The organism is Bradyrhizobium sp. AUGA SZCCT0177, assembly GCF_018130125.1.
In the GTDB taxonomy this organism is placed as follows: Bacteria; Pseudomonadota; Alphaproteobacteria; order Rhizobiales; family Xanthobacteraceae; genus Bradyrhizobium.
Genome location: NZ_JAFCMA010000020.1, coordinates 127,963 through 139,679 on the forward strand (window position 1 = coordinate 127,963; position 11,717 = coordinate 139,679).

Here is an 11,717-nt window from a genome sequence, read left to right on the forward strand (position 1 = left end):
GCACCCGAAAGCTGCCGGGGAACCCGAAAACCGACGACCGGACAGAACAGGCATCATGAATCCCGTCAAAGCACTCGAAAACCACGGTCAGGCCGTCTGGCTAGATTTCCTCGCCCGCGGCTTCGTCGCCAAAGGCGATCTGAAGAATTTGATCGACACCGACGGCGTCAAAGGCGTGACCTCGAACCCCGCGATCTTCGAGAAAGCCATCGGCAGTTCGGACGAATATGACGGCGCGATCGGCCAGGCGCTGAAAAAGGGCGACCGCCCGGTCGCCGACCTGTTCGAACATGTCGCCATTGAAGACATCCAGAACGCCGCTGACGTGTTGCGGCCGGTCTACGACCGGCTGAAGGGCGAGGACGGTTTCGTCAGCCTCGAGGTCTCGCCCTATCTGGCGATGGACACCAAAGGCACCATCGCCGAGGCCGAGCGGCTGTGGAAGGACGTCAAGCGCAGAAATTTGATGGTGAAGGTGCCGGCGACGCCGGAAGGCCTGCCTGCGATCGAACATTTGATCGGCGAAGGCATCAGCATCAACATCACGCTGCTGTTCTCGCAAAAGGTCTATCGCCAGGTGGCGGAAGCCTATCTCGACGGGCTGGAGAAACTCGTCGCCGGCGGTGGCGATCCCTCGCGTGTGGCCAGTGTCGCCAGCTTCTTCGTCAGCCGGATCGACAGCGCCGTCGACAAGCAGCTCGACGACAAGATCGCAAAGGCCAACGACCCCAGCGAAAAGGAACGCCTGAGCGCGCTCAAGGGCAAGGTCGCGATCGCGAACGCCAAGATGGCCTATCAGGACTACAAGGGGCTGTTTTCGGGCGCACGCTGGGACAAGCTCAAGGCCAAGGGCGGAAAGCCGCAGCGGCTGCTGTGGGCTTCGACCGGCACCAAGAACAAGGACTACAGCGACGTCCTTTATGTCGAGGAACTGATCGGCCCCAACACCATCAACACGGTGCCGCCGGCGACGCTCGACGCGTTCCGCGATCACGGCACGCCGCGCGACAGCCTTGAGGAAGATATCGAGGACGCGCGCCGCGTGCTGGAAGAGCTGGAAAAATCCGGCATCTCGCTCGATGCGATCACCACCGAGCTGGTCAAGGATGGCGTCAAGCAATTCGCCGACGCCGCCGACAAGCTCTACGGCGCCGTAGCGCACAAGCGCGCGGCTTCGCTTGGCGGCGGGATCGACAAGCAGCACCTCGTGCTCGGCGACGGCATCAAGAAAGCCGTGGAGAAGAGCACCGAGGACTGGCGGGCGTCAGCAAAAATCCGACGGCTCTGGCACAAGGACAAATCGGTCTGGAGCAATGACGACGAGAACAAATGGCTGGGTTGGCTGAACAGCCCGGCTGCCGCTGACGTCGCCGACTACGAGGATTTTGCCAGGCGCGTGAAGGGGCAGAACTTTTCCGACGCTGTCGTGCTCGGCATGGGCGGATCGAGCCTCGGTCCCGAAGTGCTGGCGGAAACCTTCCCGAAAAAGTCGGGCTTCCCGAAATTGCACGTGCTCGACTCCACCGACCCCGCGCAGGTGCGCGCGATGGAGAAGAAGGTCGACCTGGCAAAAACCCTGTTCATCGTCTCCAGCAAATCCGGCGGCACCACCGAGCCGAATGCGATGAAGGATTATTTCTTCGATCGCGTTTCCAGGACCATCGGCGCTGACAAGGCCGGCCATCGCTTCATCGCGGTGACCGACCCCGGCTCGTCGCTGGAGAAGGTCGCGACCAAGCAGGGTTTCGCGCGCATTTTCTACGGCGATCCATCGATCGGCGGACGTTACTCGGTGCTGTCACCGTTCGGGCTGGTGCCGGCGGCTGCCGCCGGCATCGATGTCAAAAGCCTGATCAAGCACACGCTGGCGATGGTGCGCTCCTGCGGCGCCGACGTGCCGCCGCACGAAAACCCCGGCGTGCAGCTTGGGCTTGCGCTCGGACTCGCCGGGCTCGAAGGCCGCGACAAGGTGACGATATCCTCGTCGAAGAAGATCGCCGATTTCGGCGCCTGGGCCGAGCAATTGATCGCGGAGTCCACCGGCAAGGACGGCAAAGGCCTGATCCCGATCGACGGCGAACCGCTCGCCGATCCCGCCGTCTATGGCGACGATCGCTTCTTCATCGATATCCGAACCGAGGGCGAAGCCGATTCGGCGCACGACGACAAGCTTGCCGCCCTCGAGGCCGCCGGGCATCCGGTGGTGCGCATCGTGCTGAAATCGATCGACCATATCGGCCAGGAGTTCTTCCGCTTCGAGATGGCCACGGCCGTCGCCGGCGCTATCCTCGGCATCAACCCGTTCAACCAGCCTGATGTCGAGGCGGCCAAGATCAAGACGCGCGAACTGACCGCGGCGTTCGAGAAAACCGGTGCACTGCCGGCGGAACGGCCGGTGGTCGCGACAGCCGAGGCCGACATCTACACCGACGAAGCCAATGCCGCCGCGCTGCGCAAGGCCGGCGCCAATGGCACTTTGGAATCCTGGATCAAGGCACATCTGACGCGTCCCGGCAGCGGCGACTATTTTGCGCTGCTGGCCTATATCGGGCGCGACGGCGCTTCGATCGACACGCTGCAGAAGATGCGGCTGGCGGTACGTGACGTCAGGCAGGTAGCGACCTGCGCCGAATTCGGTCCGCGCTTCCTGCATTCGACCGGCCAGGCCTACAAGGGTGGGCCCGACAGCGGCGTGTTCCTGCAGATCACCGCCGACGATGCCAAGGACCTGGCCGTGCCCGGCCAGAAGGCGAGTTTCGGCGTCGTCAAGGCAGCCCAGGCGCGCGGCGACTTCGACGTGCTGACCGAACGCGGCCGGCGCGCATTGCGGGTTCATCTCAAGGGCGACCTCAAGCCGGCGCTTGCCGCGCTGGATGCCGCGATATCAGAAGCGCTCAATTAGGGAAGTATTGGCATGCAGCTTGGCATGATCGGCCTCGGCCGGATGGGCGGCAACATCGTGCGGCGGCTGATGAGGAACGGCCACACGTCGGTAGTCTACGACAAGGACGCCAAGGCCGTCGCCGCGCTGGCGGCCGAAGGCGCTGCCGGCGCCGACACGCTGGAAGCTTTCGTGGCGAAACTGGAGAAGCCGCGCACCGCCTGGGTGATGCTGCCGGCCGGCAAAATCACCGAGGCCACCATCGAAGCACTCGCAAAACTGATGGAGCCCGGTGACGTCATCATCGACGGCGGCAACACGTTCTGGCAGGACGACGTCCGCCGCGGCAAGACTCTGAAAGAGCGCGGGCTGCATTATGTCGACGTCGGCACCAGCGGCGGCGTCTGGGGCATCGAGCGCGGCTATTGCATGATGATCGGCGGCGACAAGGCTGTGGTCGATCGGCTCGATCCGATCTTCAAGACGCTGGCGCCGGGGATCGGCGACATTCCGCGCACCGGCGGCCGCGACGGCCGCGATCAGCGCATCGAGCAAGGCTATATCCATGCCGGCCCCAGCGGCGCCGGGCACTTCGTCAAGATGATCCATAACGGCATCGAGTATGGGCTGATGCAGGCCTATGCCGAGGGTTTTGATATCCTGAAGAACGCCAATATCGAGGCGCTGCCGGCGGAGCATCGGTTTGATCTCGACATCGCCGATATCGCCGAGGTGTGGCGGCGCGGCAGCGTGATCCCCTCCTGGCTGCTCGATCTCACCTCGTCAGCGCTCGCGGAAAATCACACGCTCGACAACTATTCCGGCCATGTCGAAGATTCCGGCGAAGGCCGCTGGACCGTCAATGCCGCGATCGACGAGGCGGTGCCGGCCGAGGTGCTGACGGCGGCGCTCTATGCGCGCTTCCGCTCGCGCAAGGATCACACATTCGCGGAGAAGATCCTTTCCGCGATGCGCGCAGGCTTCGGCGGTCACAAGGAGCCGCCGAAGAAGCCGGGCTCGAAGGCTTAACGCCCATGGCGGTCGGCAAACTGGCGCAGACGAAACCCGATCCCTGCTCCTTCGTCATCTTTGGCGTCACCGGCGATCTCGCGCATCGGCTGGTGATCCCGGCCCTCTACAATCTGGCAGCAGCCGATCTGCTGCCGGAAAATTTCTGCGTCGTCGGCATTGCCCGCAAGGGCATGACCAGCGACCAGTTGCGCGACAGCCTGATGAAGGGCCTGCATCAATTCGCCACGCGCCAAGTGGACGAGGAGATCGCGATGCGCCTGCTCGCATGCGTCACTTGCATCGAGGCTGACCCGCGGGATCCCGCCTCATTCGACGCCATGAGCGAGCAGCTCGACAAATTGGAAGTCGCGCGAAACACCCAAGGCAATCGCCTGTTCTATCTCGCGACGCCGCCGAGCGCCTTCCTGCCGATCAGCCGCGAACTCGGCCGCACCGGCATGCTGGTCGAGAACGGCACATGGCGGCGGCTGGTGGTCGAAAAGCCGTTCGGCACCGATCTGGCATCGGCAAGAGAGCTCAACAGCGAACTCCTGAAGCTGGTCGAAGAACATCAGATCTACCGGATCGATCATTATCTCGGCAAGGAGACCGTCCAGAACATCCTGGTGCTGCGCTTCGCCAACGGCATGTTCGAGCCGATCTGGAACCGCAATCACATCGACCACATCCAGATCACGGTCGATGAAAAACTCGGCGTCGGTCATCGTGGCAGCTTCTATGACGCCACCGGCGCGTTGCGCGACATGGTGCCGAACCATCTGTTTCAACTGCTGTCGCTGGTCGCGATGGAGCCGCCATCGAAATTCGACGCGCATTCGGTGCGCTCGGAAAAGGCCGACGTGCTGGCCGCGATCCAGACCCAGAGCGAGCAGGAGGCGCTGCACAATTCGGTGCGCGGGCAATATCGCGCCGGCATGGTCGGCGACACCGAGATCGAGGACTATCGCAGGACCGCCGACGTCAAACCCGCCAGCACCACGGAAACCTATGCCGCGCTGAAACTGACCATCGACAATTGGCGCTGGGCCGGCGTTCCCTTTTATCTGCGCACCGGCAAGGCGCTCGGCATCAAGCGCACCGAGATCGCCATCAAGTTGAAGCAGGCGCCGTTCGCGATGTTCCGCGACACGCCGGTGGACCGGCTCTCGCAGAATTACCTGATCATCTCGACCGAACCGACCGAAGGCATCGCGCTGCAGTTCAACACCAAGGTGCCGGGCCCGACCATCAATATCGACGGCGTCGAGATGAAGTTTCGCTACAAGGATTATTTCAAGGCCGAGCCATCGACCGGCTATGAGACCCTGATCTACGACTGTATGATCGGCGACAACATCCTGTTTCAGCGCGCCGACAGCGTCGAGGCCGGCTGGCGCGCGGTGCAGCCATTTCTCGACGCCTGGAAGAACGCCGGCGGCAAGGGGCTCAAGGTCTATGAGCCCGGCAGCGAGGGTCCGGAGGAAGCCAACGATCTGCTGGAGCGAGACGGCCGCAGCTGGCGCAAGCTCAGTTAGAGATGATGTCGAACGACAATCGCCATGTGACGTCAGTTGCCGATCCAGCCGCGATGGCCGAGGCCGCCGCAGAGCGCGTCATCGCGCGGATATCGGAGAACCCCGGCCGCGTCGCGATCTGCCTGACCGGCGGATCGAGCCCGAAACAGCTCTATCAATTGCTCGGCACCGACCCCTGGCGAAGCCGGATTCCGTGGCAACGCGTGCACTGGTTCATCGGCGACGAACGTTTCGTGCCCGCGGATGATCCCCTCAACAACATGCACGTGGCACGGAAGACCTTTCTGGACCGATGCGCGCCGGCATCCAACATCCATCCAATCCCGACGAGTACGGCCGATCCCACCGATCCCGATCTCGGTGCGGCGCTTTACGAGGGCGAACTGAAAGCGTTCTATGGCGCAGACGACCTCGACCCTGCCCGGCCGCTGTTCGATCTCGTGCTGATGGGCGTCGGGCCCGACGGCCATACCGCGTCGCTGTTTCCCGGCGATCCCTTGCTCGACGAGGTCAGGCGTTGGGTGGTCGGCGTCCACAAAGCCAATGTCGAACCGTTCGTCCCGCGCATCACGCTCACGCTGCCGACGCTGGCTTGCTGCCGCGAAATGCTGTTCGAGGTCGCAGGATCAGACAAACGCGCGATCTTGACGCGCGTGTTCGCAGGCGAGAACCTGCCGGCGAACCGCGCGCGATCCAGCGGCGCGACGATCTGGCTGGTGGATCAGGCGGCATTGCCGGAGAATTTTCGTGCGTGATGCGACAAGCCCCTGCGCGCTGGTAGTGATGGGCGTCTCCGGCTCGGGCAAGAGCACCATCGCGGACCGCCTGGCCGCGCGGCTGGGCTGGCGCTACGAGGATGCGGACAAATTTCACCCGCCCGCCAATGTCGCGAAGATGAGCGCGGGCCAGCCGCTGACGGATGACGACCGCTGGCCCTGGCTGCAGGCGATTGCCGACGAGATCGACCGCCTCTCGGCGGCCGGACAACGCGCTGTTGTCGCCTGTTCGGCGCTCAAGCGCAGCTATCGCGACATTCTCGTGCATGGACGCGATGATATCCGCATCGTCTTCCTGAACGGGACGCAGGACCTGATCGCGGACCGGTTAGCTGCCCGCAAGGGGCATTTCATGCCGCCGGGACTGCTCGCCAGCCAGTTCAAAACGCTGGAGCCACCGCAGCCAGGCGAACGGCCCATTGCGGTGTCGATCGCCGCGCCGATTGAGACCATCGTCGACGACATTATCAGTCAATTGAAAGTGCCCTCATGAGCCGCATTGCGCTTGTCGTTTCCGATGTGGATGGCACGCTGTTGACCAAGGACAAGATCCTCACCGACGACGCACAGAACGCCGTGCGGGCGCTGCACGCCGCCGGCATCGGCTTCACCATCGTCTCCAGCCGCCCTACGATCGGCATGGGCTTTCTGATCGAACCACTTGCGATCACGCTGCCGGTCGGCGCCTTCAACGGCAGCTCGATCGTCAATGCGAAGTTGCAGCCGATTGAACAGCATCTGATCGCGCCAGCGGTGGCGCAACGCAGCCTCGATGTGCTCAATGAATTCGGCGTCGATATCTGGCTGTTCAGCAACGAGCGCTGGTACACGCGCAATCCCGACGGCGAATACGTTTCGCACGAGAAGCGGGCAATCAAGGCCGATCCGACCATCATCGCGGATTTCACGCCGCATCTGTCCGAGGCCTGCAAGATCGTCGGCGCCAGCTCGGACGCAGCGCTGCTGGCGCGCTGCGAAGCGGCAATGCAGCAGGCGGTGGGCGCAGAGGCCACCGCGGTTCGCTCGCAGACCTATTACCTCGATGTCACCCCCGCGGGCCACGACAAAGGCACGTTCGTCGAGAACATCGCGAAACGGCTCGGCATTGCGACCGACGCCGTCGCCACCATCGGCGACATGCAGAACGACCTACCGATGTTTGCACGAAGCGGCATGTCGTTCGCGATGGGCAACGCGGCCGATGACATCAAGCAGCGCGCGACGCATGTCACCGATACCAACGAACGGGACGGTTTTGCCCGCGCGATGGAGACGATTCTAAAGGTCGGCTAGCCGACCGTCTCTTATCGTCGCTGTGAGAGTGCGAAATCAAGCACGTCTCAAGAATAAATCCATAAGTCGCCAAAGCTTTCGCCCGGAAAATCCGCTTTATTGCATTGGTCGCCCCGGTTTTCGGGGGTTGCCGATACCCCACACCATTTCCGCCAACGGGTGTGAATCGGCAGGCGCGAGCCGGTATTCATCCAGAGGTACGCAGGCACCCAGCCCCGCCTGCAGCCGTGCGACTGGATGCCGGCTCGCGCGACGTTGATTTAGGGACAGCGCTACTTCGACCGCTGCATCGCCGGCTTCTCGGTCGTCTGCTTCGCCGCGCTGAGGTTATGGGCGGTGTTGATCAGCGCGATATGCGTCAACGCTTGCGGGAAATTGCCGGTCTGGCGGCCAGCGCCGGTATCGAACTCCTCAGCCAACAGGCCGACATCATTGGCAATCGCGACCACGCGCTCGAACAACGCCCGCGCCTTGTCGAGTTCTCCCGTCAGCACATAGGCATCGGCGAGCCAGAGGCTGCAGGCCAGGAATGCACCTTCCGCCGGCTGCTGCTCGACTTCACGGGGGTCATGCCGCAACACGAAGCCGTCCCGCATCAGGTGTTTCTCGATTGCGACCAGCGTGCCCCGCACGCGGGGATCCGTTGGTTCCAGGAATCCGACCGAGGGCAGCAACAGGATGCTGGCATCCAGCATTTTCGAACCGTAGGATTCGACGAACGCGTTCAGCTCGCGATCAAAACCCTTTTCGCAGACGTCGCGATGAATGGTGTCGCGCAGCGTCCGCCACTTTTCCAGTGGCGCCTTGAAGCCGAATTTTTCGACGCTCTTGATGCCACGGTCGAAGGCGACCCAGCACATCACCTTGGACGAGACATAGTGCTTGCCGTCGCCGCGGCGCTCCCAGATGCCGTGATCCGGCTGATCCCATTGTTTGGCGAGATGCTCAAGCACCGTGCATTCCAGCGCCCAGCTTCCTTCATAGAGTTCGAGCTTGGCTATTCGCCACTGATGGAAGGCGTCGATCAGCTCGCCATAGACATCGAGTTGCAGCTGCGCATGCGCGGCGTTGCCGACCCGGACCGGCTGCGCGCCCTGATATCCCGGGAGCCAGCCCGCCTCCCATTCCAGCAGCCGCCGCTCCCCCATGATGCCGTACATGATCTGCATGTTGGCCGGCGATCCCGCCACCGCGCGCAACAGCCAATTGTGCCAGGCGAGGGCTTCCTCGGTATAGCCCGAGTTTATCAGCGCCAGCAGCGTAAAGGTGGCATCGCGCAGCCAGCAGAAGCGATAATCCCAGTTGCGTGCGCCGCCGAGCTTTTCCGGCAGCGAGGTGGTGGGCGCCGCAACAATGCCGCCGGTCGGCGCATAGGTCAGCGCCTTGAGCGTGATCAGCGAGCGCATCACGAGATCGCGATGTTCACCTTCGTAGCTGCAGCGCGCGCTCCAGTCGCTCCAGAACGCCTCCGTTTCCTGCAAAGCGACCGCGGGATCGATCGGCGCGGGTACCGGCAGGTGCGAGGGCCCGTAGGTGAGGACGAAGGGCACGGTATCGCCCTCGCCTACCTCAAACTCCGCCACCGTGGTCAGGTCCTCGCCGCGGGTCTCGACCGGCGTTCGCAGCACGATCATGTCAGGCCCGCAAATCGCGAGCAGACCCGAGCCGTCGTCGGTTTTCCTGACCCAGGGAATATCGATGCCAAAGCCAAAGCGGATCACCAGTTGCATCCGCAGCCTGACCCGGCCGCTGACCCCGCGCACCAGCCGCACCACGTCGGACGCATTGCCGCGCGGCGGCATGAAATCGATCAGGTCGATCACGCCATTGGCGGTCTCAAACCGCGTCTCCAGGATCAGCGTGTTGCCCCGGTAGCGGCGTGACGTGTTGGTGATCTCTTCTGCGGGCGCGATCAGCCAGCGGCCATGCTTGTGGGTGCCGAGCAGCGCGGCAAAGCAGGCGTCGGAATCGAACGCCGGCCAACACAGCCAGTCGATCGAGCCGTCACGACCTACCAGCGCCGCGGTCTCGCAATCGCCGATCAATCCGTAGTCTTCTATCCTGCACGACAAGGCTTGCTACCACCTGGATCGGACCTATTCGCGCGACCGCTCGCGTGTCGCGGCCTTCAGCGCGGCAACGTCGATCGTGGACGCGATCTGCTCGAGCGGCACCGGCAGCCGGCGGCGCCAGTTCGGGTGTTCGTCGACCGTGCCGGGAATATTGGGCTGGTCCACCAGACCCAAAAAATCCTCCAGCGCGATCGCGAGCAGCCGTGATGGAGTCCGCGCGAGGAAATTTGCCACCGAGTAGAGGTCGTTCTTGTCGATGCCGTTGTGGCGCAGCACGTCGTCCAGCATCGCCAGCGCATGCCATCGCGCATCATCGCTTTCGCCGGGATCGATGCCGAGCGCACGCTTGGTCTTGAGGTCGCCGAACGAGCGCCAGCCGGCATAGGTCGACAGATCGTGGGTATTGAAAGTGACCAGCGCGTTGGCGAGGTAGTGATCGAGGCTTTTGAACGCGCCGTGATCGTCGCGCTCGAACATCATCACCAGATAGGACCAGATGCCCCACCCGGCAATCTGGTCGCGAAAACCCTCCGGCACGGTGCCGAGGTCTTCGCCGATCACGACGCAGCGCTGCGCGATGCTTTCCTGCGCGGTTGCGGCCAGTAACGCCTCGAACGGCATCGGCACATAGACGCCGTCGGCGGCGCTGAAGCCTTGCGGCACCAGATAAAGCCGCTTCAAACCCAATACATGGTCGAGCCGGATCGCGCCGGCGTGCCGCATCGAGGCGCGCAGCATTTCGCGATAGGGCGCGAACGATTGGAGCTCCAGCCCGGTCGCGTTGAAGCCGGCAAGGCCCCAGCTCTGGCCGGCGGTGTTGAGCGGATCGGGCGGCGCGCCGACGCCGAGATGCCGCGAGATCGCCACCTGTTCGTTCCACGCATCGAAGCCGTCGGCTTGCACGCCGACGGCGACGTCGAGATAGAGCCCTACCCTCATGCCGAGCTCAAGCGCGCGGTCTTTCGCAGCCGCCAATTGTCGGTCGGCCGTCCATTGCACGAACTCGACAAACGCGATTTCGGCCGCGTCCGGACCCTTGCGTAGCTCAGCGCATTTGACGTCGTCCGGTTGCCGCCATTCGTCCGGCCATTCCCACCAGGGCTTTTTGAATTTGTGCCGGAGCGTCTCGAAGCAGGCGAAGTGCGACAATAGCGAGCCGCGCTCGGCGCGAAATTTTTCGAACTCCTGCCTGCGCCCTTGTGTCGCATCGGCTTCGAAGGCGGCGAATGCCGATCGCAGTGCGCGCCATTTCAATCCGGCGACAGCGACATAGTCGATCATTTCGCCTTCTCTGGCCCGCGCCAGCGCATCCCTTGTCCCGGCGTCGATGCGGAATTCCGGGATGTTCTCGACATCGACATAGAGCGGGTTGAGAAACAGCCGGCTGTTCGGCGAATACGGACTGCAATCACCCGGACGATCGTCGAACAGGGCATGCAGCGGATTGAGGCCGACGCCATCGGCGCCCAGATGGTTCGCGAGTTCGATCAGGCCTTTGAGGTCGGTGAAGTCGCCGATCCCCCAATTGCGCGCCGAGCGGACGCCGTAAAGCTGGACCGCGAGCAGCCAGCAGCGGTCGAAATCGCCGCCAAAAGCCCTTGGCGGCGCCGATAGCAGCGGCACATCTTCGGTGGTGGATGCGGCATCGGTCAGCTGCAGCCGATGGACGCCCAGCGGCAGATCCAGCGGCCAGGCAATGACGCGATCGACGGCCTCGCCTTCTGCGATAACCTTGTGATTGGCCACGATTTTCCATCGAACCGGGAGCCTTGCGGCAGCCGAAAGCTCGGTCCGCGCAGGCAGCCCGGACCGCACCACGACCGGGCCGCCGATGAACGGGCCCGGGGTCTGCGGCGGCAAGGCATCGAGGATAATTTTGAGGGCGGCCGTATCAGTCACACGGCGGTGACCCTGACCGTCCACGAATTCGGTCTGGATTCCCTGGCTGTTAGCTTGAGCGAAAAGGTCCATTCGGCACGCGGTTTGCACGCAAACGTCTCAGAGGCGTCGCGAAATTGTCCAAATACAGGAAGGGGATAGACGGTGTCTAACGCTCAGCCCCTTGATCGGTTCCAGGGGAACCAAAGTCGGCCGAGCGGCTTTTTACATATGTTCGGAACGTCTCCTTTCTCGCAAGTGAAACGGGGGC

General features: G+C 63.3%; 8 protein-coding genes. 6 read left to right on the top strand and 2 right to left on the bottom strand.

The features are described 5' to 3' along the window. Positions 1-55 precede the first annotated feature (55 nt). The 6 genes from JQ597_RS23400 to JQ597_RS23425 are packed head-to-tail and all read left to right on the top strand — an operon-like array spanning position 56 to position 7,496. Positions 56-2,902 (top strand): bifunctional transaldolase/phosoglucose isomerase, encoded by a 2,847-nt coding sequence (locus JQ597_RS23400; RefSeq protein WP_212266939.1) that lies wholly within the window; start codon positions 56-58, stop codon positions 2,900-2,902. 12 nt (positions 2,903-2,914) lie between these two features. Continuing rightward, positions 2,915-3,910, top strand: coding sequence for a phosphogluconate dehydrogenase (NAD(+)-dependent, decarboxylating) (gnd, locus tag JQ597_RS23405; RefSeq protein WP_212266942.1), 996 nt, complete (start codon positions 2,915-2,917; stop codon positions 3,908-3,910). Positions 3,911-3,915: 5 nt separating this feature from the next. After that, a complete protein-coding gene (gene zwf, locus JQ597_RS23410) occupies positions 3,916-5,427 on the top strand; it encodes a glucose-6-phosphate dehydrogenase (protein ID WP_212266945.1) in 1,512 nt (503 codons plus the stop codon). 2 nt (positions 5,428-5,429) lie between these two features. Beyond that, the gene (gene pgl / locus JQ597_RS23415; RefSeq protein ID WP_212266948.1) at positions 5,430-6,182 is read left to right on the top strand and encodes a 6-phosphogluconolactonase; all 753 of its coding nucleotides are present in this window, start codon (positions 5,430-5,432) and stop codon (positions 6,180-6,182) included. Positions 6,183-6,210: 28 nt separating this feature from the next. After that, entirely contained in the window at positions 6,211-6,696 is a 486-nt protein-coding gene (locus tag JQ597_RS23420; protein ID WP_212267002.1) for a gluconokinase, read from the top strand. Beyond that, positions 6,693-7,496, top strand: a complete 804-nt coding sequence (locus tag JQ597_RS23425; protein ID WP_212266951.1) for a Cof-type HAD-IIB family hydrolase — start codon at positions 6,693-6,695, stop codon at positions 7,494-7,496. Before JQ597_RS23420 ends, JQ597_RS23425 begins: the two co-directional genes overlap by 4 nt. A 272-nt stretch (positions 7,497-7,768) precedes the next feature. Here the strand turns inward: JQ597_RS23425 and JQ597_RS23430 are convergent, their stop codons facing one another. Then, positions 7,769-9,568 (bottom strand): glycoside hydrolase family 15 protein, encoded by a 1,800-nt coding sequence (locus tag JQ597_RS23430; RefSeq protein ID WP_212266954.1) that lies wholly within the window; start codon positions 9,566-9,568, stop codon positions 7,769-7,771. A 24-nt stretch (positions 9,569-9,592) separates the two neighbouring features. After that, positions 9,593-11,539, bottom strand: coding sequence for a 4-alpha-glucanotransferase (malQ, locus tag JQ597_RS23435; RefSeq protein WP_212266957.1), 1,947 nt, complete (start codon positions 11,537-11,539; stop codon positions 9,593-9,595). Positions 11,540-11,717: the final 178 nt, after the last annotated feature.